Here is a 22,296-nt window from a genome sequence, read left to right as displayed (position 1 = left end):
GTTGCTATATTTGTGTAGTAACGACAAACGATATATGGAACTAAAATTAAACAGACCTATTTGTTTTTTCGATTTAGAAACAACAGGAATAGATGTTGCCAGAGACAGAATTGTTGAAATTTCAATTTTGAAAGTTTTTCCAAACGGAAATAAAGAAAGTAAAACATGGTTGGTAAACCCAACGATTTCTATACCGCCTCAATCTACAGAAATACATGGTATTACGAATGAAAAAGTTGCCGGAGAGCCTACTTTTAAAGAGTTGGCTTCTCAGATTTATAATATGATAAAAGATTCTGATCTGGCGGGGTTTAACTCTGACAGGTTTGATATTCCTTTACTTGCAGAAGAGTTACTGCGTGCTGAAGTAGATTTTGATATGAAAAATAGGGTAGCAGTTGATATTCAAACTATTTTTCATAAGAAAGAAGAACGCACATTAAGTGCAGCTTATAAATTTTATTGTAATGCCAGTCTGGAAAACGCACATTCCGCAGCTGCAGATACGAATGCAACATATGAAATTCTAAAAGCACAACTCGATCGTTATGAAGATCTGGAAAATGATATAAAAGCACTGGCGGAATATACTACCCGAAAGAAATCAGCTGATTTTGCAGGTTTTATTGCCTTCAATAATGACGGAAAGGAAATTTTTACTTTTGGAAAACACAAAGGAGCATTGGTGGATGAAGTGCTTGAAAAAGAACCGGGTTATTTCGGATGGATACAAAATGCTGATTTCCCTCTATATACTAAAAAAGTATTAACGGCCATCAAGTTGAGAAAACTGACAAATAAGTTTTAATAATAAACCTGTATTGAAATGAAAATTATCTGTATCGGAAGAAATTATCATGAACATATTTCAGAACTCAATAACGAAAGACCTGAGGAACCTGTAGTATTTATGAAGCCAGACTCTTCAGTTCTACTGAAAACATTTCCGTTTGTTATACCTGAATTCACCAGCGAAGTACACCATGAAATAGAACTTGTGGTCAAAATTAATAAAATAGGAAAATACATCAGTCCTAAGTTTGCTCATAAGTATTATGACGAAATCGGTATCGGTATTGATTTTACTGCGCGTGATATACAGGCAAAATTAAAAGCAAAAGGACTTCCATGGGAGATTGCTAAATCTTTTGACGGAGCAACAGTTGTAGGCGATTTTATGAAAAAAGAAGCTATTTCAGATTTGAATCAGATCTCATTTCATCTGACTAAAGACGGAGAAACCGTTCAAAAAGGCAATAGCAGTCAGATGATGTGGACTATTGATGAACTTATTGCATATGTCTCACAATATTTTACCTTAAAGATCGGCGATTTGATTTTTACTGGAACTCCTGCGGGAGTCGGTAAAGTGGAAAGTGGGCAATTATTGGAAGGATTTCTCGAAGAAAAAAAGATGTTTAGTATTAATATTCTCTAAATGGCTCTTCATTATAACATTAAAGAATTGATTGCTCAGACAATGGAAGAAGAATATGATCTCAAAGATCAGATTTTAGCTTACAGGAGCGAACTAATTTTCAGAATTGAAAAAATAGAGAAAGCAATAAAGAAAAAAAACTACGAAAAAGTAGTAAAACATACAGATAAAAGTACCAAAATACTCTTTTCACTGGGTATGGAAGAAGCAATTGATTGGAACAATGAAATGAAAGAGTGGGCCTTAAAGCAGGGAAAGAAGTCTGAGATAATTGAAATATTCAGTGCTTTTAAGAAATCAGTTAACCGGGCTATTAAAGAATTAAGCAGAGATTATAAATTGTAATGAAAGCGGTAGTAATAACCATCGGAGATGAAATTTTAATAGGTCAGATTGTTGATACCAATTCTCAGTTTATCGCTAAAAGCCTGGATGAGATTGGATATGAGGTAACCGAGACGGTTTCTATTTCTGACAAGAAAAAAGCGATAAGAAAAGCATTAAAGCGCTATCAGAACAAAGTTGATCTGGTAGTCATAACAGGTGGTCTTGGACCAACGAAAGACGATGTAACCAAAAAAGCATTTTGTGATTATTTTGAAGATGAACTGGTTTTAAATGATCAGGTATATTTACATGTAAAAAAAATCATTGAAGATTTTTATAAGCGTCCCATCAGTTCGGAAAATAAAAATCAGGCGCTTGTACCGACAAGAGCTGCAATTTTATTTAATGAAGTCGGTACTGCTCCTGGAATGCTTATGCAAAAAGAGCAGACCATATATGTTTCTCTGCCCGGAGTACCATTTGAGATGAAATACCTGGTAAAAGAAAAGCTTATGCCTTACCTGATCCGGGAAGGGCAATTGGATTTTAATGTTCACAGAACTATCATCACTCAGGGAGTAGGAGAGAGTCTGCTGGCAGAACGTATTGCCTATTGGGAAGATCATTTGCCGGAAAAAGTACATCTTTCCTATCTTCCGGGACCCGGTATGGTAAGATTGCGTTTATCTGTTAGTGGTCAGGATAAAAATGCCCTTACAGAAATGATAGATACTGAAGTTGCTAAACTTCAGCAGATCATTGCAGATTGTATTATAAGTCTGGATGATTCTGAACCAATAGAATTTGTGTTGAGCCAAAATCTGACCCGTAATAGACAAACCATCGCATGTGCTGAAAGTTGCACAGGCGGTAAAATTGCAGGTTTGCTTACAGCTATTGAAGGGGCTTCTAAATATTTTAAGGGTGGAGTAGTTACTTATGCCACCGAATCCAAAATAGATGTTTTAGGAGTTTGCCGAGAATCAATTGAAAAGTATTCTGTGGTTTCTGAACAGGTAGCAATTGAAATGGCAGTGGGAGCAAAGAAAGTTTTTGGATCTGATTATGCAGTGTCTACAACAGGTAATGCGGGACCACTAAAAGGAGATTCTGAAGCCGAAGTAGGTACGGTCTGTATTGCTGTAGCAGGTCCGGATGAGGTTATTGTAAAGACTTTTAACTTTGGACAGCCCCGTGAAAAGGTATTAAATGCGGCAGTAAATTCGGCAATTGATATGGTATTAAAAGAAATCTTAAAAAACAACAAATAAAATTTGTATAAGGCGATAAAAATTCTTTACTTTGCACCCTGATTTTAAATAATTCAAATTAAACGTAAGAAATAATGTCAAGAGTTTGTGAAATTACAGGTAAAAGAGCTATGGTTGGAAACAACGTATCTCACGCAATGAACAAAACTAAGAGAAAGTTTTCTGTAAACTTAGTTAAAAAACGTTTCTATATTGCTGAAGAAGACAGATGGGTAACCTTAAAAATATCTACATCTGCATTAAAAACTATTAACAAAAAAGGGATTGCTGCTGTGTTGAAAGATGCAAAAGCAAAAGGTTTGGTAAAATAAGCTGTAGTCCTGCAAAATATATATTACAATGGCAAAAAAAGGAAATAGAATTCAGGTAATTTTAGAATGTACAGAGCACAAAGCATCTGGTGTACCAGGAACTTCTCGTTACATTACAACAAAAAATAAAAAAAATACTCCAGACAGATTAGAGATTAAAAAATTTAATCCAATCTTAAAAAGAGTTACAGTTCATAAAGAAATTAAATAATTTAGTAGTCATGGCAAAGAAAACCGTTGCAACATTACAAGGAGCTTCTAAAAAATTAACCAAAGCAATTAAAATGGTTAAATCTCCAAAAACAGGAGCTTACACATTCGTTGAAGGAGTTATGGCTCCTGAGTTAGTAGATGAATTTTTGAAAAAGAAATAATTCTTCTCACAAGAACAAGTATATTAAAGCTATCCTTAACCATAGGATAGCTTTTTTATTTTGGGTATCATCCAAAAAATATAATTTATACTGCTTATTCCTCATAAATAAGTAAAAGAGGATAACGGTTTAATTTAGATAATATTCCTATATTTGTCTGTAAATTATATCAAATTATGAGTTTTTTTAAACGCTTGTTTTCTTCTGAAAAGAAAGAAACTTTAGATAAAGGTTTAGAGACGAGCAAGACATCGTTCTTCTCAAAGTTAAGCAAAGCTGTAGCCGGAAAATCTAAAGTAGATGATGATGTATTAGATAATTTAGAAGATGTATTGATATCTTCTGATGTAGGCGTAAATACTACACTGAAAATTATCGAAAGAATTGAAGGCAGAGTTGCCAAAGATAAATATCTTGGCACAGAAGAGCTCAATGGTATTCTGAGAGAAGAAATTTCAGGTTTACTTTCAGAAACAAAATCCGGAGAAGCAGTAGAGTTTGAAGTTCCGGCTGATAAGAAACCCTATGTGATTATGGTGGTTGGTGTAAATGGAGTAGGTAAAACAACAACGATAGGAAAACTGGCACATCAATTTAAAAAATCGGGTTATAAGGTTGTTTTAGGAGCGGCAGATACTTTTAGAGCTGCTGCTATTGATCAGTTGCAAATATGGGCAGATCGTGTAGATGTGCCTATTGTACGACAGCAAATGGGAAGCGATCCTGCATCTGTAGCTTTTGATACTTTGGAGTCAGCCGTGGCACAAAACGCAGATGTGGTTATTATTGACACTGCAGGGCGATTGCATAATAAAGTCGGCTTGATGAATGAGCTCTCAAAAGTAAAAAGAGTAATGCAGAAAGTAATAGGGGATGCCCCGCATGATGTTTTACTGGTTCTGGACGGATCTACCGGGCAAAATGCTTTTGAACAGGCAAAACAGTTTACTGCTGCAACAGAAGTTACATCGCTTGCGGTAACCAAATTAGACGGAACTGCAAAAGGAGGCGTTGTAATCGGTATATCAGATCAGTTCCGTATTCCTGTAAAATATATCGGAGTGGGAGAAGGTATAGAAGATTTACAGGTATTCAATAAATACGAATTTGTAGATTCCTTTTTTAAATAAGATGAAAAAAATAATATTTTTATTGCCAATAGTACTTTTGTTTGTCAATTGTCAATCAAAAATTGATAAAAGTACGCTGCCAAAAATAAATGGTTACTGGGAGATAACTTCGGTAAAAACACCCTCAGGAGAAAATAAAGAATATACAGTCAATACAACTATCGATTATTTTGAAATTAAAGATAATAAAGGGTTTCGTCAAAAAGTAGTTCCTCAGCTTGATGGTACTTACCTTACCAACGGTCTCAAAGAAGAACTTACACTGGATGAAACAAAAGATCAAGTTATGTTTAAATGCAAAACCAATTACGCTGAGTGGGATGAAGAAGTAATAAAGCTCACTGATGAAGAATTGGTAATTGAAAACGATCAGAATATTATTTATCATTATAAAAGATATACTCCCATAAAAATTACAAATGAGTAAAAAGTTTAACCCTAAAGATCGGCTTAATACAGAAAATGATATTCAGAGTATTTTGAATGTTGTGCTTCAGGGGTATAATCTTACTTCAGGAATCGATAAAATCAATGTAAAAGACATTTGGAAACAGGTTATGGGATCCGGAGTGGCAAACTATACACTTGATGTTGTATTAAAAAAAGATGTTTTATATGTTGCGCTTTCATCAGCTGTTTTAAGAGAAGAGCTGTCTTACGGTAAAGACAAAATCATAAAAATACTCAATGAAGAGTTGCAAAAAGACTTAATCCGGGAGATCATTCTTCGCTGAAACATAAAAGCATTCTACATAGAATGCTTTTTTTTGTTATTAAATTAAAGATCAGGAAGTTGTTTTATTCGTAAAAAGGTGTATTTTTATCTTAAAAAATATAATATGATGAAAAAAATACTTTTGATTTCCGGTTTTATGTTAGGAACTGTAACAATGCTGGCTCAGACCGGCAGCTTATCAGATAAAATAGGCGTTTGGTATAAGACAGATAAGAAGCAATCCGGTGCCGGATCCCTCAACGGATTTCTTCCTCTTGATCTGCAAAAAAGTACCCTGAATTCAATACATAATTTGCAGCACGATAAAAATAATTTTTATGTGGTTTTTAATTCTGCTGATGCAGAGTCTGTTGAATTAGTGAATTTGCAAATACGATGCTTTTCTTTTGGAATTGAAAGCCGTCCTGAAAAGATGAATATCCCGTATACAGATTTGTTGCATAAAAAAATCAATACGGGAGCCATTTATAAGTATGAATTTGAAACCTCTGTTGACCTGAAAGACCCGTCTTCAAATATCTTTACCATTAATGATTCCAAAGAAGACCGTACCAATATTTATGAAGTATTGTACTTCAAAGGGGGCTTGAATCAGCCGGATCATCAGCAGATACAAACATATCTTTCTCTTAAATATGGTGTAACATTGCTGAATTTAGGAAATTATGTAGATGCTTCCGGAAAAAGTATATGGAACCAGACTTTGAATAGTCTGACCAATCAGGAAATCATTGGATTAGGACATCAGGCTTCTTTTAATTTTACTCAGACAGAGAGCAGCAGTTCTTTGAATGGCTTTATGAAGATTAAATTATCTGCTTCTTCCCCTAAAATAAAAACAGATGATTTTATTTTAATGGGAGGGACTGAGCACAAAACGATCCAATTTCAGAGAACTACTGATCATGCACAATTGTTAAACAAAAACTGGCTGGTTCAGGTAAATAGCAACAGTAGATATGTTACGGATCTTGCGTTTGATACAAAGGATATCGCCGGATTTGATGCTAAAGAAACCTATTATTTGCTAATCGATCGCAATAACAGTCATTTTGATATCAATAGTGCTACCGATCGAATTCAAGGTAAGATGATAAATAAGCAGCTTGTATTTGAGAATATACAGTGGGATACGGATCATAATGGTTATGATTCTTTTACAATAGCTCAGGGAATCGATAAAAAAGCAGCTGTTGAAGTTGAATTAGTAGATCGCTGGTATATGGAAGATCATAAAGCTGTTGCCTTAATACCTGTTATAAAAAATCCTGCTCAGCAAACCCTTAAAACAATCTGGTATTTTGAAGGAAAACAAGTAAGCGATCAGATGAGTTTTATGGCAAATAGAACAGGTAACTACCAACTGGCAGTAACCACTGAAAATGGAGTTACAGAGACGTATGAGACACAGGTAATCAAAATGGATAATGTAGGAGTGGTAACGCCTGACTGGACTATTTATCCGAATCCGGTAGCTATCAATGAATCTTTTCAGATAGATTTCGGATTCAAAGAAGCAAAAAATGTAGAAGTATATATTTATCAACAAAATGGTAAATTTGTGTCCCGTGAAACATTAGGGAGTGTTCTTCAGCATAGTATACGTACACAGTTAAATACTTCAGGAGTATACTTTATTGTAGCGGTTATCAACGGTAAGTCTGAAATTAAGAGAATTGCTGTTAAGTAATCAAGAAGAATAAATATACAGTAAATACCTTCGGAGTCATTTCCGGAGGTATTTTTATATAAAAAAGAGCCCGATTAAAGGGCTCTTTATAATGAGTACAAGAATAGAAAAAACTATTTCTTGTTGATCTTTATTTCAAACATTTTATCCCAGTTTTTACCGGTTACAAAAAAAGTATCGGTTTTCTTGTTATACGCAATACCATTCAGTACATCCAGATCTTCGTGCTGAGTTACTTTTGAACGCAGGTCACTGAGGTTGATAACCGCGTCAACAGCTCCGTTTTTAGGATCAAATACACCTATAGCATCCTGACCGTAAAAATTAGCGTAAATCTTTCCGTTTACCCATTCCAGCTCATTGACGTTATAAACCGTTCCTCTGTTAGTAGATACGGTAAAATAATCGATCTTTGAAAAATCAGCAGGATTCAGTATGTAAACCTTATCCGATCCGTCTGTCATATACAAATGAGTGCCGTCATTGGTAAGACCCCAACCTTCCATTTTTTGAAAATAAGGCAGTGTTTTTTCTTTTTCCAGGGTATGTATGTTGTAGACATACCCCTCATTATTTTTATAGGTAAGCTGATAGAGCTTATCATTGAGTACCGTAGCGCCTTCTCCGAAAATACGGTCTTCCAATTCCACTTTTTTAAGGGCTTCTCCGGTTTTTGGGTTTACAATGCGAACGCTTGATTTACCTCTTTTGCCGCTTCTTCCTTCTCCATTACCCGTACTTTCAACCAGATTGTCTCCGTAAAACTCTAATCCCTGTGTGTAAGCACCGATATCATGCGGATAGGTATTTACGATGGTATAGTCCCATATAACGGGCTGTATGTCTGAAAAAACATCTATTTTTATGGTGTTTTCAGAAGATGATCCACCGGAATATACAATCGCTTTGATTTCTTTTGATCCAAATTTTTCTTTTGAAAGGTCATAGTTCAATACAGCATTTCCTTTGCTGGTTCCTATTTTTACATCATTGATAAAGTAAGCAACAGAATCAATCGCTTTATTTTCGGTATTTTTAATGCTTAACGGAAGAGCTTCGTTTAATGAATACGTCTGTTTTAGGGTGCTTGAGTCTATGCTAAAAGAAGAATTTTCATTTTTTTTATCTTTATTACATCCCACTGATAAGATAGCCAATGCAAAGACAGCTAAATATTTACGGTTTTTCATTATGCTTATTTTTTATACTACAATAATACAAATACATTTTAAAATATCAAATCTATTGCGATTAATTAAAATGTTTGTATATTTGCAACGGCAAGTCCTACACGACCAGCTCCTGCAGACTCCTCCAGGGTGGGAACGCAGCAAAGGTATGCGGTTGTAGCGGTGCGATGTAGGTCGCTTGCCATTTTTTATAAAACAGACGATCTTCCTTTGGAAGATTTTTTTTTGCCTTTTCTGAACCATTCTTGCTTCTTGTTTTCTTCATCTGTAACTAAATACAGTTATTCCGTTGAAGTCTGGTACGTTACACTTTTTCTGCAGCCTTCTTATACTTTTAATGTAAAAAACAACAATTTTGTGACATAAAATAACAAAACCATACTTTTTTTTACAATTTATCTGTAAAATAGTTGGTAGATATGTTTTTTATGCTTATCATTGAGAAAAAAAATAACCTTATAATTAATTGTTTATGAGAATACTACATTATTTATCACTACTATGTGTTCTGATTTTGTTACAGTCTTGTCTGCAGGACGATCTGTGTACTCCGGTACTGCGCGAAGCCACACAAGAAGATCCTTTAAACGCCCAAACCCTGATAATGGATCAGACAACTCTTGAAGAAAGATATGCAGGCAATACAAGTTTAGAACATTTGTTTGAAAAAGATTTTAAAAAAGCAGTATCTTCCCTTAGCGCGGCTAAAGGCGGAAGCAACCGAACGGCTACACTTGACCTGGAACATATTCAGGTACTGGAAGCAGATAAAGTGCATGTGATTACGTATCGGGTACAGGTAACCGATGAAAAAGAACCCGAGTCAAAAGCGGTTTATAATCTGGTGTATTATTCCACCGACCGTAAGGAGTATTATGTAACCCTGTTGAAATATGATTTTTCAAGAATTTCAATAGAGCAGTATCTCAAAAAACCGACGGCAGAGGTTCTGTATCTGTATCCGTTGGAAGAAGACAGAGATACAGACAAGAATATTCAATATGCGATATCGTCAGTAAGTCCTATTTTCGTTTATGAAATAATACCACCCGGCGATTGTATGAAAGAAGTAAGCGTAGCGGGTACGCCTTGTAAAGGTTCTGGAAATCCAAAACACGAATATGGAGACAACTCCTGTAGTATGACAGGTAACAAACGTGCCACACCGGGTTATACGTATATGGATTTTTCAGATTGTGGTAAGAATTCCGGTGGTGGTTCGGGAGGTGGAGGTTATCCGGGTGGCGGAGGCGGAGGCGGTTCCACACCGGGTCCGGGCAGTCCCGGCGGACCACCGGCTGCAGGAGGCGGTAACCCGCCCATTTCGGTGGTAAAACCCATCAAAAACATCGGAGATCTGATAAAATCAAATATCCTTATCGGACAGGTAAATATCGGACAGAAACTGACGAATGCAGATTGGATAAAAAAAATGGATGAAAATCCTGAATTTGAAAAAAGATTAAAAGAACTAAAAAATGCGTCTATCTCAAATTATGAATCGGCATATACGATATTTAACAATGCAGGTAGCGGTATACAATTTTCACCTAAATATACAGGTAACCCAAATGATGTAGCATCAGGGGGACAAGTTGAACTTTCTACTACTATATCGTCCACATTGGTTTCTGTAAATTGTGTTGGTTTTGCGCATTGTCATAAAAATGATGGTAGCACTTATAAAACATTTTCTTTTTCTGATATTTTTGCTTTTAGCACGTTAGCATATTTATCAAATCAGAATACAGAACAATTAAGCTTATATTTAACAACTCTTAATGGAGGCACATATGTCATGAAAATGACAAATAGAATAGAAATGCGTAATTTCTATATGAAGTTATTAATACCTAAAGAGTTTAAATATTATGACAATAGTCTCAATGAGAAAATAAATAAAACCCAAACAGGTGAAGAGCAAACCTTAGTGTTCTTACAATTTTTAAGAAGAGAACTGAAAAATATGGGAATAGAAATCTATGAAAAGAACGATTCTGGAGTTTGGCAAAAACTGACCTTGTCTTCTAATGGAAAAACGATTATAAAAACCAATATTTAGTTATCAAGTAAAACATATACTATGAAAAATATAAAGCGATTTATACACTGTACCACAATTTTATTTGTATTACAGACATATGCCCAACAGTACCCTGTTTTGTCAACCACTAATCAGGCAAATACCATCACTGATGATAATTACATGGAAACAGGTAATTATGCCAAAGATATAGGAAATATTCGGAATCAGGTAATCGGGAACTGGCGATATCAGACTCCGAATCTCCTATTGGAATTAAAAATTGAAAAAAGAGATAAAGAATTTAGTGGTATTAGCGCTACTCAATATAGATTTAAAGACATTATTATTATAAAATACAAACTGGTTAAAAACGGAATGGTATTGCATGATAATTTAAATGCTACCATTCCTACTAATAGTATACAAAATCAAGCTTATGATATCAACTATGTTTCTGATGGATATTATTATAATACTACTTATACTTTTAAAGGCTTTATAAATGATTATTACCGTCAGGTATTATGCAGTTATGAAATGCAGAAAACAAATGTAAATGGCCAGGAAAAGTTATTGTTAAACATCAGCAACGGTAACTATCGGATATATGGAAATGCTTCGATGTACACCCCTTCTCAGAAACTCTTTAGTTTACCGTTAGGGCCTATTCTTTTAGACAGAGTACCTTAAATTTTATTTTAAAGTTGCAGGGAACAGATATAAAAACCTGATCGTGATGTATCAGGTTTTTATCTTCATACGCTACAAAGGCTAAAAGATGAGTCAATATGTAAATAGAAATCATGAAAAATATTAAACAGATCATACATCTTATCATACTATGTTGTATGTTACAGGCATATAGCCAGCAGTATCCTGTACTGTCTGTTACAAATCAGGTTTTATCAACTACAGATGATAATTATAGTATGAGAGGTAATTATGCTAAAGATGTAGGAAATATTCGGAATCAGGTGGTTGGCAGCTGGCGATACCAGACTCCGGATCTCCTATTGGAATTAAAAATTGAAAAAAGAGATAAAGAACTCTATAGAATGGGAGAAACTTTTTATGACTATAAAGATATTATTATTATAAAATACAAACTGGTTAAAAACGGGGTGGTATTGCATGATAATTTAAATTCAATTATTTCTCAGAACAATACCGGTTATCATAACTACGATCTTAATTTTGTTTCTTATGGTTTTTATTATGATGCGACCTATACCTTTAAAGGCTTTATAAATGATTATTACCGTCAGGTTTTATGTTCTTATAAATTACAAAAAACAAATTTAAATGGTCAGGAAAAGTTATTGTTAAACATCAGCAATGGTAACTATCGGATATATGGAGATGCTTCGATGTACACCCCTTCTCAGAAACTCTTTAGTTTGCCGTTAGGACCTATTCTTTTAGACAGAGTACCTTAAATTTTATTTTGAAGTTGACGGAAACAGATATAAAAACCTGATCGTGATGTATCAGTTTTTTTATCTTCATACGCGACAAAGGCTAAAAGATGAGTCAATATGTAAATAGAAATCATGAAAAATATTAAACAGATCATACATCTTATCATACTCTGTTGTATGCTACAGGCACATAGTCAGCAGTATCCTGTTTTGTCTATTACGAATCAAACTTTTGCCGCCAATGATATTAATTATTTAAAAAAAGTTAATTATGCTAAAGATACAGAAGGTATTCGAGATCAGATAATGGGTTCTTGGCGATATGCAACCTCGAATTTGTTGTTAGAAATAGTAATTGAAAAACAGAACAAAAAATTATATAGAGTAGGAAATACATCTTATGATTATAAGGACATAATTGTAATGAAATACAAACTGGTTAAAAACGGAGTGGTATTGCATGATAATTTAAATTCAATTATTCCTCAAAACAATACCGGTTACCATAACTACGATCTTAATTTTGTTTCTTATGGTTTTTATTATGATGCGACCTATACCTTTAAAGGCTTTATAAATGATTATTACCGTCAGGTATTATGCAGTTATGAAATGCAGAAAACAAATTTGAATGGTCAGGAAAAGTTATTGTTAAACATCAGCAATGGTAACTATCGCATATATGGAGATGCTTCGATGTACACGCCTTCTCAGAAACTTTTTAGTTTACCGTTAGGACCTATTCTTTTAGACAGAGTACCTTAAATTTTATTTTGAAGTTAACGGAAACAGACATAAAAAAAACCTGATAGAACTATCAGGTTTTTTTGTGACCTCGACTGGATTCAAACCAGTAACCTTCTGAGCCGTAATCAGATGCGCTATTCAGTTGCGCCACGAGGCCGGTAATTATTTTATTTTAGTATAGTGACCTCGACTGGATTCAAACCAGTAACCTTCTGAGCCGTAATCAGATGCGCTATTCAGTTGCGCCACGAGGCCGTTTTGTTTTTAAACGAGTGCAAATATAGAATGTTTTTATCTTTCAGACAAGCCTTTTGCCTGTAAAAAATGTCTTTTTTTTAAAGTTCCTAAATGCAGGTATATTAATTGCTTGTCATTGAATGTATTGTAAAAAAAGAAAAAATGGTTTTTTAGTTGTCATCCGGTATGCGTTTATTATTTTTGCAGATATACTCAAAAACAACGATGAATTATTTTCGTTTTTTAATAAAGTCTACAAATCAGCATGGAGTGCATTCTCCTTTTGTATTTAATTACCTTACTAAAGGTATTTATCAACGGAAGAAGTACCTAAACAAAAGGTTGGGCAAAACCGATCTTTTTTTATTAAAAACGCTGGACTATTTTCACCCGTCTTCTATTTGTTTTTTAGAAAATACGGACGCTGTAAAAAAACTTGTCAGGGATTCGGATTTTAATAAGGTCATTGATAAGCAGCAGCATTTATATGATCTGGTCGTTGCAGATGCGAAATCCGTTACACCGGAAAAACTGGAGTCTTTTCTGCGTTTTTTTCATAATGATTCTATAGGGATTATTGATAAAAGGAATAAGAACTTTTGTTCTACGTCTTTAGATACGCTATTGGAAAATCATGCAGACATCACTTTGGTACTCAACTTTTATTGGTTTAGTCTTATTTGTATACGGAAAGAGCAACTCAAAGAAAACTTTTTTTTAAGGATGTAACATTGTCTATATTTGTTCTACCTATAACTAAACGTAGATTATGAGCGAAACGATTATCGAAATAAAAGAAATCAAGCGAAATTTTGCTTTAGGAGCGGAAACGGTATATGTATTGAAGGGAGTGGATCTTGAAATCGCCAAAGGAGACTATGTAGCTTTAATGGGACCTTCAGGTTCCGGAAAATCGACTCTGATGAATATTTTAGGCTGTTTAGATACTCCGTCTTCCGGTTCGTATGTGCTAAATGGTAAAGACGTGAGCAAGATGAATGATGGTGAACTGGCAGAAATTCGAAATAAAGAAATAGGATTTGTTTTTCAGACGTTTAATCTATTGCCTCGTACTACTGCTTTGGACAATGTTGCTCTGCCTATGATATACTCCGGAAAATCGAAATCGGAACGCAATAAACGCGCTGAAGAGGTGCTGACACAGGTAGGGTTGAGCGATCGTATGGATCATCAGCCTAATCAATTGTCAGGAGGTCAGCGGCAACGTGTGGCAATTGCCCGTGCCTTGGTCAATCATCCGTCTATTATTTTAGCAGATGAACCTACAGGGAATCTGGATACCAAAACATCAGTAGAAATCATGGCGTTGTTTGATGAAATACACCGTAAAGGAAATACCGTTATTTTAGTAACACACGAAGAAGATATTGCAGAACATGCTCACCGGATCATTCGATTACGGGATGGAGTGGTGGAAAGCGATGTCCGACAAAAATAAAATTTTATGAAAGTATATACAAAAACAGGAGATAAAGGAACAACAGCCTTATTTGGCGGTACCCGTGTACCTAAATTTCATATCCGAATTGAAAGCTATGGTACTGTTGATGAATTGAATTCCTATATAGGACTTATTCGTGATCAGGAAATGAATACGCATTATAAAGACGTGTTGATAGAGATACAGGATCGGTTGTTTACAGTAGGTGCTATTCTGGCAACTGATCCGGAAAAAGCCATTTTAAAAAACGGAAAAGAACGGTTGAATATTCCTAAAATTTCTGAAAAGGATCTTGATTATTTAGAAAAAGAGATTGATAGTATGGAGACGGAACTGCCACCCATGACGCACTTTGTTTTGCCGGGCGGTCATACAACGGTGTCATATTGTCATATTGCACGTTGTGTATGCAGAAGGGCAGAGCGTCTGGCAGCTCATTTAAATGACATTGAACCGACAGATGAGATGGTTTTAAAGTATTTAAACCGACTTTCTGACTACCTTTTTGTATTGGCACGGAAGTTGACTTTCGATCTGAAAGCAAATGAGGTTAAATGGATTCCTAAAAAGGAAGATTCTCATCTGTAAAATAGTCGTTCTTAAAAAATATTAGAATAATAAACAAAAAAACACTTGGTTTTTTAAGTTTAAAATTTATTTTTGCAATTAAATTAAAATCAGAATTAAAGATGTATTGGACCCTAGAATTAGCATCCTATTTAAGCGATGCCCCATGGCCGGCTACAAAAGATGAGCTTATCGATTATGCCATCAGAACTGGTGCACCTTTAGAAGTAGTAGAAAACCTTCAGTCTATTGAAGATGAGGGTGAAATCTACGAATCTATGGAGGAAATTTGGCCAGATTATCCATCAGACGAAGATTACCTTTGGAACGAGGATGAGTATTAAAAAATAGAAACTGCAAAAAGTCTCAAATGTTAGAGGCTTTTTTTGTTGAAATATAACGGATTTATTAATAAAAAAAATGTATTTATGAGTGTCATAAATAGTTTACTGAAGGCGTTTGTCGGAGACAAATCTCAAAAAGATGTAAAAGCACTGCGCCCGATAGTAGAAAAAATTAATAGTCATCAATTATCATATGAAACTTTGTCAAATGATGAATTGAGAGCTAAAACCATTTACTTCAAAGAAAAAATCAAACAGGCGCGTTCTAATCAGGATGTAAAAATTGCTTCTTATCGAGATGAGTTGGAAAAAACTACTGATATCGACAAAAGAGAAACAATTTATTCTTCTATTGATACCTTAGAGAAAGAAGCGTATGATTTATCAGAAAAAACTCTGCTTGAAATTTTACCGGAAGCATTTGCAGTAGTAAAAGAAACAGCACGTCGTTTTACAAATCATTCTCAAATTGAAGTAACAGCTACAGAAGAGGATCGTATGTTTGCTCAGACAAAACCTTATGTAACGATCGAAGGCGACAAAGCCATCTGGTCTAATACATGGGAGGTTGCAGGTAAGCAATTGTCATGGGCGATGATTCATTATGATGTACAGATGATCGGTGGTATTGTACTGCATCAGGGTAAAATTGCAGAAATGCAGACTGGAGAAGGTAAAACATTGGTTTCTACTTCGCCATTGTATCTTAATGCTTTGACAGGAAACGGTGTACATTTGGTAACGGTGAATGATTATCTGGCACGACGTGACAGCGCATGGAAAGCTCCTCTTTTTGAGTTTCATGGGTTAACGGTAGATTGTATTGACAACCACCAACCTAACTCACCTGAGCGTAGAAAAGCATATCAGGCAGATATTACGTATGGTACCAACAACGAATTTGGTTTTGATTACCTGCGTGACAACATGGTACATACACCGGAGGAATTGGTACAACGCAAACATAATTATGCGATTGTCGATGAGGTGGATTCTGTTTTGGTAGATGATGCCCGTACTCCATTGATCATTTCAGGACCTGTTCCACAGGGAGACCGTCATGAATTTTTAGAATTGAAACCTAAAGTAGATAATCTGGTAAATTTACAACGTCAGTTGTCAAATAACTTTTTAACGGAAGCTAAAAAGTTAATCAAAGCCGGAGATACTAAAAAAGGTGGTTTTAGTTTGTTGAGAGCTTATAGAGCTTTACCTAAAAATAAAGCACTGATTAAATTCCTTTCAGAAGAAGGAATCAAACAATTGCTTCAAAAAACAGAAAACCATTTTATGCAGGACAACAACCGTGAAATGCCTAAGGTAGATGAAGCGTTGTATTTTGTTATAAATGAAAAAAATAATCAGGTAGAATTAACGGATAACGGAGTAAAATATCTTTCTCAGGGAGTAGATGATAATTTCTTTATATTACCGGATATAGGAACTGAGATTGCTGCAATTGAAAAACAAAATCTTTCAAGTGAAGAGACCACTTTGAAAAAAGAAGCTCTTTTTCAGGATTTTGGAATAAAAAGTGAGCGTATCCATACGCTAACTCAATTATTAAAAGCTTATACATTATTTGAAAAAGATTCAGAATATGTAGTGGTTGACAATAAAGTACTGATTGTTGATGAGCAAACAGGGCGTATCATGGACGGACGCCGTTATTCTGACGGACTGCACCAGGCAATTGAGGCGAAAGAAAATGTAAAAATTGAAGCAGCCACTCAAACATTTGCAACGATTACATTACAAAACTACTTCAGAATGTATAGCAAACTGTCAGGTATGACAGGTACTGCGATCACTGAAGCAGGAGAGCTTTGGGAAATTTATAAATTGGATGTCGTTGAAATTCCAACCAACCGTCCGATTGCACGTGAAGACAGAGAAGACTTAATTTTCCGTTCGATCCGTGAAAAATTCAATGCTGTTATTGAAGATGTTACTGAGTTATCAAAAGCAGGAAGACCGGTATTGATCGGTACAACCTCTGTAGAGAATTCGGAATTGTTGAGCCGTATGTTAAAAATGCGTGGTGTAAACCATAACGTATTGAATGCGAAATTGCATAAACAAGAGGCACAAATTGTTGAAGAGGCTGGGAAACCAGGTGTTGTAACCATTGCTACCAATATGGCAGGTCGTGGTACGGATATCAAATTAACTGATGAAGTTAAAAAAGCAGGTGGTTTAGCCATTATTGGTACTGAACGTCATGATTCACGTCGTGTAGACCGTCAGTTGAGAGGTCGTGCAGGACGTCAGGGAGATGTGGGAAGTTCACAGTTTTATGTTTCGCTCGAAGATCCGTTGATGCGTTTATTCGGTTCAGAACGGGTAGCGAAAATCATGGATACGATGGGCTTGAAAGAAGGAGAAGTTATTCAACACAAATGGATGACCAAATCGATAGAAAAAGCGCAAAAAAGAGTAGAGGAGAACAACTTCGGTACCCGTAAGCGTCTTTTGGAATATGATGATGTAATGAATGCTCAGCGTGAAGTAGTTTACAAACGCCGTCGTCATGCTCTTCACGGAGATCGCCTTAAAGTGGATATCGCGGATATGATGTTTGATGTATGCGATAATCTTGTAGAGATCAATAAAGCGAATGCTGATTATAAAAATTTTGAGTTTGATATCATTCGTTTGTTAGGAATTGAAGTACCTTTTACAGAAGATGAATTCTCAAGAGGAACGGCAAATGAACTCGTAGATAAACTGTACGAATACGTGTATAAAAAGTATCAGCAAAAAATAGAATTCAGTTCTATGGAAGCTTTTAAAGTGATCAAAAATGTATATGAAAACAATTCAGGTCAATTTGAGCGTATCGTAGTTCCGTTTTCAGATGGTATCAAAAGCGTAAATGTAGTTACGAACTTAGAAAAAGCATATACTTCTGAAGGGAAAACCCTCATTAATGATTTTGAAAAGAACATTACGCTGTCTATTTTGGATGAAGCCTGGAAAAAGCATTTACGCAAAATGGATGAATTGAAACAATCTGTACAGTTAGCGGTTCACGAACAGAAAGATCCTTTATTGATTTATAAGTTTGAAGCCTTTAATTTGTTTAAAGCGACTATGGAGGCTATCAATAAAGATGTCATTTCATTCTTAATGAAAGGAGATCTGCCAATACAGGAAGAAAATAAACAAGCATAAATCTAAAAGCGATAGAATATTCTATCGCTTTTTTTATACTCATAAACAGAAGTTTCGTGTACGTTATTCAATAATATGTAATTATGGTTTCTTTAATGATGTATTTCAGAACGTATTCTGTTTGTTATTGGAACCTATAAAATGATTATTCAAATATTCGGATTAATAAATTGTATGAAAGATTGCGGTTAAAGATATAGTAATCTATTGATATAAAAAAAGCTCTTGAATTTTCAAGAGCTTTTTTATGTTAACGGATTTTAGTTGAATCATTTTCAACTTCGAGTTCCGGAACTACATATTTTTCAAATACCGGAGTGAGTATTTCTGTTTCCCATTCAGATGGTTTGTTGGTATCCAAAATTGATTTTTTGTAGATGGCTACCGGTTTGATGGTTTTGTTCTCTGTAAGTTTATATTTAGTGATAGCATTTCTGTTTTCCTGCCATGCTTTATCACTATGGGAGTAATCACCTCTCAATACTGTTTTAAAAGCAAAAAAGCTATCCGATTTTCCACTGATGATATCACTGCCTTCAGAAGTATGTATCTCTGTAGTAATCGGTAAGCAAACCGCATAATTTACATATCCTAAATTGACATTTATGTCTTCAAAAACAGTAAATGGAGCCCCATTTGCTACCAGGTTATTTTCTTTTACAAAAACCTGCATTGACTCCATAGATTGAAAAATTTTACTGCCCAGTTCATCAATGCGTGAACGCACATTTTGCTTGATGTAATATACCTGAGGAATTTCAATAATTCCTATGCTTTGAACATTATAGTCTGACAATTCTTTTACCAGATAATGATTGATATTATTCAGCCCTTTTTCATAGTTGCCACCCAATATTTTTTCAGCTCCACCAAAGAAAAATACTTTTACTTTTTCCAGAAAATTCATTTTGCCTTTTACTTTCCAGGTGATTTGAGTACCGGTTTCCGTTTTTTTCAGGTAAAAGGTAGAAGTTGTCATTTCTTTATTGATCATGGCAGTTTGCGATAAGCTGTCGTTAGGGTAGAACCCTGTATTTTTATAATAATTATGGTTCCATTTCAATCCGGAATTTTTGCCTTTAGAAATGGAATCATAAATAATATTGTTTTTATTTTCTAATTCTGGATTCCAGGTATTCCAGTTTTTATAATCACTGAGGTAATTGAAAATAGTAGATCGGTTCAGTTCAATCTCTCTTGATTTACTGAACTCATATGCTCCGTTGGATGTTGCTATAAATACGGTAAGAGAGATGATTCCGAGCACCAACAGCAGAATAACATATTTAAAAATTTTCATAAGTGTTTTTTTTAAAATTATCCAAATGTATAAAATTTATTCTTTCCATAAATACTTAATAAGATAGAGAAATCCTACAAATGCAAAAAAGGAAACCAGTATCCATATACTGCCTTTGTAATACATTCTGTGCATTTTCAAGTCTTTTCTATAAACATAAATCATTGCAATGGTAAAGACAATGATAAATAAAGCGGCAAATAGTAGCTGACCGTTTGAAAACATAATTTTATAAACCGTATTAAATGATTATTTTATTTTTTTTGCTTTAAGCTTTTTTGAGCTTTTCAGAATCTGTTTTGATAAATTGACCATCCAGATGAGCTGGTCAATAATGAGCTGGGATTCTTCTAATTTCTGTATTTTTTCATCAAATGGCAGTAATTCATTTTCAATTTCATTACGGCGCATCTGCTTTAATTTTGTGAAACTGATTTCTACTTCAGTGTTTTCGGTATCGTCCACATCGGAATCTGTATTTTCAGAGTCTGTTTTTTTATTTTCATAAATTGCCAGACTGTGATCCAGATTTTCGATGATATTGTTCATTACAATGTTAAAAGCTTCTGAAGCTTCTGTTGTAGGATGCCATTGAATATATGTTCCTATTCCGGCTGCTGCGGATATCAGTGTTTGGTTCAGTACTGTAAGTTCATACAATTCTGCTTTATTGCGCTGTTTTGACTTAGGCTCCTGTATCATGCGTTGAAAGGATGCCATCAGATTACCTACTTCTATATATGCATACTTACGCGCTATTTTGTAAGTAGTGGTAAGCTCACCTTTTGTATTATAGTATTGCTGAATTTCTTTGACATATTCTTTATTGGCTTCCAAAGACTTTTTCAAATGGGTTTTTATCTTTAAAAATTCCCATGATGGCCATAACAGATGCGTAGTGGCAAAAGCAAGAAAAGCACCTATAGCGGTATCAATAATTCTGTATTTGAGAAGATCAGCATAGTTAGGAGTCAGCATACCATATATAAACACTACATAAATGGTTACAAATGTTACTCCGATTTTATAGTCGGAGTAAGACAGCCAGTAACCCAATATCATAGTAAGTATGGTCAGACATACGAGTAAAGCTGTATTGTGTATAAAAAATAAAAAGCTAAAAGCGATCAACCCGCCGAGAATGGTACCAATAACCCTTTCTTTTGAACGTTGCTTGGTAAGACCATAACCGGGACGCATAATTACGACTACCGTCATCAATATCCAGTATTCCTTTTGTAAAGGCAATATTTGCCCTAAAATAAAGCCCAGCACAATAGTAATTGTAAGACGTAGGGAATGTCTGAAAATCATAGAATCAAAAGTGAGATTTTCAATCAATGTAGAAAATCGGTAATGCTGGGGAGTCAAAAACTTTTCCAGATCTTTATATTTCCCTCTGAGTTGATCTGCATTTACACGTCCTTTGAAAACGCGTTCAAGTCCTTTTATTTTTTCTAACTGTTTATTTGCGTATTGCATGACGTTAGAAAAAACAACCATTTCTTCCTGTGTATTCAACCAGTTTTTTTCTTTCTGAAAAGAATCTAAAGCTGTTTTAATTGCTTTTATTTCTGTAGTAAGAGATACAGGCGAATGATACTTTTTATTGGCTTTGATATGATAAGATAAGGAATGAAGGGTTAGGGCAAAGTTTTCTGCGAGTCGTTGATATGCTTTAACAATCTCCATACGATCCTTAAACATGTCTCTTATCAGAGCATGATCAAATGCATTGGAACTTGACAGTTCCATGATTTCCAAAAGAAGCGAGTGGGAAACAAGTAATTTGCGATTACTGCTTGAATTGCTTGTATTGGCTTTATTTCTTATCAGATATTCGCGAATGCTTTCATGCAGTTCATTTAATTTGATTTGAAGTGTAAGCTGATCCTGAATAATTTTATTTTTGTCAACTCCTTCACTCCATAATTGTGCTCTTAAGTCTAAATATTCCGCTGTTTTTTCAATACAATTCGCTACTTCAAGCGTTATATATCTGCTCGGTTTTATAAAATAAAAAATAAGAGAAATAAGCGTATATATAATACCACCACCTAATAAATACAAACAATTGATAAGTAATTCCTGACCTTGATAGTCATGTATAAATGCAAGGCTTATACATAAAAGACCTGTAAAAGAGAGCAGATTCGCACGATGACCATATACTGCTATCATACTGATAAAAAACAGGATAAAGATAAAAATAGGGTAAAAAAGCCAGGGAATATGGTAGGTAGAACCCAGCAAAAGGGTTATTGCAGCAATCATAAAACTACCTGAAGTCAGACCTACTATTTTATGTTTAAGACTACTGGGAATATCAACCGGAGCCGTCAACAATGCTCCCATAGCAAAGGTAAAGGCTATACTGAAAGTGTCTTCAGTGTGAAAAAAAAGAAAAGGTATGGAAGCGGCAAAAGTAGTTTTGACGGCATCATACAAATGGTTGTCTCCAATTTTCTTGATTATTTTTCTATACATAGCCTGAAAATATAACTACAAAGCTACTAATAATAGTGATTGGTTTATCTTATTTTAAAGACATATT

The 22,296-nt window shown here is 34.7% G+C and carries 25 protein-coding genes, 2 tRNA genes and 1 other RNA gene; 22 read left to right on the top strand and 6 right to left on the bottom strand.

Going from position 1 to position 22,296, the window contains the following annotated elements; translation table 11 throughout:
• The first annotated feature begins 34 nt into the window (after positions 1–34).
• The 11 genes from QW060_RS11010 (at position 35) to QW060_RS10960 (ending at position 7,277) form a co-directional block, all read left to right on the top strand.
• Positions 35–808 carry a 3'-5' exonuclease gene (locus tag QW060_RS11010; protein WP_290363619.1) on the top strand — a complete coding sequence of 258 codons (774 nt, stop codon included), beginning with the start codon at positions 35–37 and terminating at the stop codon, positions 806–808.
• 18 nt (positions 809–826) lie between these two features.
• The gene (locus QW060_RS11005; protein ID WP_290363618.1) at positions 827–1,438 is read left to right on the top strand and encodes a fumarylacetoacetate hydrolase family protein; all 612 of its coding nucleotides are present in this window, start codon (positions 827–829) and stop codon (positions 1,436–1,438) included.
• Entirely contained in the window at positions 1,439–1,783 is a 345-nt protein-coding gene (locus QW060_RS11000; RefSeq protein WP_290363617.1) for a hypothetical protein, read from the top strand.
• Positions 1,783–3,036 carry a CinA family nicotinamide mononucleotide deamidase-related protein gene (locus QW060_RS10995; protein ID WP_290363616.1) on the top strand — a complete coding sequence of 418 codons (1,254 nt, stop codon included), beginning with the start codon at positions 1,783–1,785 and terminating at the stop codon, positions 3,034–3,036. Before QW060_RS11000 ends, QW060_RS10995 begins: the two co-directional genes overlap by 1 nt.
• A 74-nt stretch (positions 3,037–3,110) precedes the next feature.
• Positions 3,111–3,347 carry a 50S ribosomal protein L28 gene (gene rpmB / locus QW060_RS10990; RefSeq protein WP_290363615.1) on the top strand — a complete coding sequence of 79 codons (237 nt, stop codon included), beginning with the start codon at positions 3,111–3,113 and terminating at the stop codon, positions 3,345–3,347.
• A 28-nt stretch (positions 3,348–3,375) separates the two neighbouring features.
• Entirely contained in the window at positions 3,376–3,558 is a 183-nt protein-coding gene (rpmG, locus tag QW060_RS10985) for a 50S ribosomal protein L33 (RefSeq protein WP_026981158.1), read from the top strand.
• A 10-nt stretch (positions 3,559–3,568) separates the two neighbouring features.
• The gene (locus QW060_RS10980) at positions 3,569–3,721 is read left to right on the top strand and encodes a DUF4295 domain-containing protein (protein WP_290363614.1); all 153 of its coding nucleotides are present in this window, start codon (positions 3,569–3,571) and stop codon (positions 3,719–3,721) included.
• A gap of 176 nt (positions 3,722–3,897) precedes the next feature.
• Positions 3,898–4,851 (top strand): signal recognition particle-docking protein FtsY, encoded by a 954-nt coding sequence (gene ftsY, locus QW060_RS10975; RefSeq protein ID WP_290363613.1) that lies wholly within the window; start codon positions 3,898–3,900, stop codon positions 4,849–4,851.
• Position 4,852: 1 nt separating this feature from the next.
• Positions 4,853–5,278: a lipocalin family protein gene (locus QW060_RS10970; protein ID WP_290363612.1), complete on the top strand. Its 426-nt coding sequence runs from the start codon at positions 4,853–4,855 to the stop codon at positions 5,276–5,278.
• A complete protein-coding gene (locus QW060_RS10965) occupies positions 5,271–5,585 on the top strand; it encodes a DUF721 domain-containing protein (protein ID WP_290363611.1) in 315 nt (104 codons plus the stop codon). The genes QW060_RS10970 and QW060_RS10965 overlap by 8 nt, the downstream gene beginning before the upstream one ends.
• Positions 5,586–5,693: 108 nt before the next feature.
• Positions 5,694–7,277, top strand: coding sequence for a T9SS type A sorting domain-containing protein (locus QW060_RS10960; RefSeq protein WP_290363610.1), 1,584 nt, complete (start codon positions 5,694–5,696; stop codon positions 7,275–7,277).
• Positions 7,278–7,390: 113 nt separating this feature from the next.
• On the opposite strand, the gene QW060_RS10955 is transcribed toward QW060_RS10960, so the two are convergent.
• Positions 7,391–8,467 carry a glutaminyl-peptide cyclotransferase gene (locus QW060_RS10955; RefSeq protein WP_290363609.1) on the bottom strand — a complete coding sequence of 359 codons (1,077 nt, stop codon included), beginning with the start codon at positions 8,465–8,467 and terminating at the stop codon, positions 7,391–7,393.
• Positions 8,468–8,555: 88 nt separating this feature from the next.
• Between QW060_RS10955 and ffs the strand changes: the two genes are divergently transcribed.
• The 6 genes from ffs (at position 8,556) to QW060_RS10925 (ending at position 12,676) form a co-directional block, all read left to right on the top strand.
• Positions 8,556–8,654, top strand: an RNA gene (gene ffs / locus QW060_RS10950) — signal recognition particle sRNA small type.
• A 23-nt stretch (positions 8,655–8,677) separates the two neighbouring features.
• On the top strand, positions 8,678–8,833 hold the full coding sequence (locus QW060_RS10945; RefSeq protein ID WP_290363608.1) for a hypothetical protein: 156 nt from the start codon (positions 8,678–8,680) through the stop codon (positions 8,831–8,833).
• A 106-nt stretch (positions 8,834–8,939) separates the two neighbouring features.
• Positions 8,940–10,529, top strand: a complete 1,590-nt coding sequence (locus QW060_RS10940) for a hypothetical protein (protein ID WP_290363607.1) — start codon at positions 8,940–8,942, stop codon at positions 10,527–10,529.
• A 21-nt stretch (positions 10,530–10,550) separates the two neighbouring features.
• On the top strand, positions 10,551–11,183 hold the full coding sequence (locus QW060_RS10935; protein WP_290363606.1) for a DUF6705 family protein: 633 nt from the start codon (positions 10,551–10,553) through the stop codon (positions 11,181–11,183).
• A gap of 113 nt (positions 11,184–11,296) precedes the next feature.
• Complete coding sequence (locus tag QW060_RS10930; protein ID WP_290363605.1) at positions 11,297–11,929, top strand: DUF6705 family protein; 633 nt, start codon at positions 11,297–11,299, stop codon at positions 11,927–11,929.
• 114 nt (positions 11,930–12,043) lie between these two features.
• A complete protein-coding gene (locus tag QW060_RS10925) occupies positions 12,044–12,676 on the top strand; it encodes a DUF6705 family protein (RefSeq protein ID WP_290363604.1) in 633 nt (210 codons plus the stop codon).
• 65 nt (positions 12,677–12,741) lie between these two features.
• Here the strand turns inward: QW060_RS10925 and QW060_RS10920 are convergent.
• Together QW060_RS10920 and QW060_RS10915 are read right to left on the bottom strand one after the other, a co-directional pair.
• Positions 12,742–12,815: transfer RNA gene (locus QW060_RS10920), tRNA-Arg, on the bottom strand.
• 24 nt (positions 12,816–12,839) lie between these two features.
• Positions 12,840–12,913 (bottom strand) — tRNA-Arg (locus QW060_RS10915).
• 207 nt (positions 12,914–13,120) lie between these two features.
• On the opposite strand from QW060_RS10915, the gene QW060_RS10910 reads away from it, so the two are divergent.
• The 5 genes from QW060_RS10910 to secA all read left to right on the top strand — a co-directional run bounded on the left by QW060_RS10910 (position 13,121) and on the right by secA (position 18,442).
• Positions 13,121–13,624 carry a hypothetical protein gene (locus QW060_RS10910; protein WP_290363603.1) on the top strand — a complete coding sequence of 168 codons (504 nt, stop codon included), beginning with the start codon at positions 13,121–13,123 and terminating at the stop codon, positions 13,622–13,624.
• A 40-nt stretch (positions 13,625–13,664) separates the two neighbouring features.
• Entirely contained in the window at positions 13,665–14,354 is a 690-nt protein-coding gene (locus tag QW060_RS10905) for an ABC transporter ATP-binding protein (protein ID WP_290363602.1), read from the top strand.
• Positions 14,355–14,360: 6 nt separating this feature from the next.
• Entirely contained in the window at positions 14,361–14,945 is a 585-nt protein-coding gene (locus QW060_RS10900; protein ID WP_290363601.1) for a cob(I)yrinic acid a,c-diamide adenosyltransferase, read from the top strand.
• Between the two features lie 101 nt (positions 14,946–15,046).
• Entirely contained in the window at positions 15,047–15,268 is a 222-nt protein-coding gene (locus tag QW060_RS10895; protein ID WP_014166495.1) for a DUF2795 domain-containing protein, read from the top strand.
• 84 nt (positions 15,269–15,352) lie between these two features.
• Positions 15,353–18,442, top strand: a complete 3,090-nt coding sequence (gene secA / locus QW060_RS10890) for a preprotein translocase subunit SecA (RefSeq protein WP_290363600.1) — start codon at positions 15,353–15,355, stop codon at positions 18,440–18,442.
• Positions 18,443–18,692: 250 nt separating this feature from the next.
• Here secA and QW060_RS10885 read toward each other — a convergent pair whose 3' ends face one another.
• Genes QW060_RS10885 through QW060_RS10875 form a run of 3 tightly spaced genes read right to left on the bottom strand, consistent with a single transcriptional unit; the run spans position 18,693 to position 22,229 of the window.
• Complete coding sequence (locus tag QW060_RS10885; RefSeq protein WP_290363599.1) at positions 18,693–19,742, bottom strand: SRPBCC family protein; 1,050 nt, start codon at positions 19,740–19,742, stop codon at positions 18,693–18,695.
• 36 nt (positions 19,743–19,778) lie between these two features.
• Positions 19,779–19,967 carry a hypothetical protein gene (locus tag QW060_RS10880; RefSeq protein WP_290363598.1) on the bottom strand — a complete coding sequence of 63 codons (189 nt, stop codon included), beginning with the start codon at positions 19,965–19,967 and terminating at the stop codon, positions 19,779–19,781.
• Positions 19,968–19,991: 24 nt separating this feature from the next.
• The gene (locus tag QW060_RS10875; protein WP_290363597.1) at positions 19,992–22,229 is read right to left on the bottom strand and encodes an FUSC family protein; all 2,238 of its coding nucleotides are present in this window, start codon (positions 22,227–22,229) and stop codon (positions 19,992–19,994) included.
• Positions 22,230–22,296: the final 67 nt, after the last annotated feature.

Source organism: Paenimyroides ceti (assembly GCF_030409925.1).
This window is presented reverse-complemented; position numbering and strand designations above follow the sequence as displayed.

What these genes read in the sequence shown, in the direction of transcription:
- QW060_RS11010 (WP_290363619.1), top strand. Translation starts at nt 35, where the DNA reads ATGGAACTAAAATTAAACAGACCTATTTGTTTTTTCGATTTAGAAACA.
- QW060_RS11005 (WP_290363618.1), top strand. Translation starts at nt 827, where the DNA reads ATGAAAATTATCTGTATCGGAAGAAATTATCATGAACATATTTCAGAA.
- QW060_RS11000 (WP_290363617.1), top strand. Translation starts at nt 1,439, where the DNA reads ATGGCTCTTCATTATAACATTAAAGAATTGATTGCTCAGACAATGGAA.
- QW060_RS10995 (WP_290363616.1), top strand. Translation starts at nt 1,783, where the DNA reads ATGAAAGCGGTAGTAATAACCATCGGAGATGAAATTTTAATAGGTCAG.
- rpmB (WP_290363615.1), top strand. Translation starts at nt 3,111, where the DNA reads ATGTCAAGAGTTTGTGAAATTACAGGTAAAAGAGCTATGGTTGGAAAC.
- rpmG (WP_026981158.1), top strand. Translation starts at nt 3,376, where the DNA reads ATGGCAAAAAAAGGAAATAGAATTCAGGTAATTTTAGAATGTACAGAG.
- QW060_RS10980 (WP_290363614.1), top strand. Translation starts at nt 3,569, where the DNA reads ATGGCAAAGAAAACCGTTGCAACATTACAAGGAGCTTCTAAAAAATTA.
- ftsY (WP_290363613.1), top strand. Translation starts at nt 3,898, where the DNA reads ATGAGTTTTTTTAAACGCTTGTTTTCTTCTGAAAAGAAAGAAACTTTA.
- QW060_RS10970 (WP_290363612.1), top strand. Translation starts at nt 4,853, where the DNA reads ATGAAAAAAATAATATTTTTATTGCCAATAGTACTTTTGTTTGTCAAT.
- QW060_RS10965 (WP_290363611.1), top strand. Translation starts at nt 5,271, where the DNA reads ATGAGTAAAAAGTTTAACCCTAAAGATCGGCTTAATACAGAAAATGAT.
- QW060_RS10960 (WP_290363610.1), top strand. Translation starts at nt 5,694, where the DNA reads ATGAAAAAAATACTTTTGATTTCCGGTTTTATGTTAGGAACTGTAACA.
- QW060_RS10955 (WP_290363609.1), bottom strand. Translation starts at nt 8,467, where the DNA reads ATGAAAAACCGTAAATATTTAGCTGTCTTTGCATTGGCTATCTTATCA.
- QW060_RS10940 (WP_290363607.1), top strand. Translation starts at nt 8,940, where the DNA reads ATGAGAATACTACATTATTTATCACTACTATGTGTTCTGATTTTGTTA.
- QW060_RS10935 (WP_290363606.1), top strand. Translation starts at nt 10,551, where the DNA reads ATGAAAAATATAAAGCGATTTATACACTGTACCACAATTTTATTTGTA.
- QW060_RS10930 (WP_290363605.1), top strand. Translation starts at nt 11,297, where the DNA reads ATGAAAAATATTAAACAGATCATACATCTTATCATACTATGTTGTATG.
- QW060_RS10925 (WP_290363604.1), top strand. Translation starts at nt 12,044, where the DNA reads ATGAAAAATATTAAACAGATCATACATCTTATCATACTCTGTTGTATG.
- QW060_RS10910 (WP_290363603.1), top strand. Translation starts at nt 13,121, where the DNA reads ATGAATTATTTTCGTTTTTTAATAAAGTCTACAAATCAGCATGGAGTG.
- QW060_RS10905 (WP_290363602.1), top strand. Translation starts at nt 13,665, where the DNA reads ATGAGCGAAACGATTATCGAAATAAAAGAAATCAAGCGAAATTTTGCT.
- QW060_RS10900 (WP_290363601.1), top strand. Translation starts at nt 14,361, where the DNA reads ATGAAAGTATATACAAAAACAGGAGATAAAGGAACAACAGCCTTATTT.
- QW060_RS10895 (WP_014166495.1), top strand. Translation starts at nt 15,047, where the DNA reads ATGTATTGGACCCTAGAATTAGCATCCTATTTAAGCGATGCCCCATGG.
- secA (WP_290363600.1), top strand. Translation starts at nt 15,353, where the DNA reads ATGAGTGTCATAAATAGTTTACTGAAGGCGTTTGTCGGAGACAAATCT.
- QW060_RS10885 (WP_290363599.1), bottom strand. Translation starts at nt 19,742, where the DNA reads ATGAAAATTTTTAAATATGTTATTCTGCTGTTGGTGCTCGGAATCATC.
- QW060_RS10880 (WP_290363598.1), bottom strand. Translation starts at nt 19,967, where the DNA reads ATGTTTTCAAACGGTCAGCTACTATTTGCCGCTTTATTTATCATTGTC.
- QW060_RS10875 (WP_290363597.1), bottom strand. Translation starts at nt 22,229, where the DNA reads ATGTATAGAAAAATAATCAAGAAAATTGGAGACAACCATTTGTATGAT.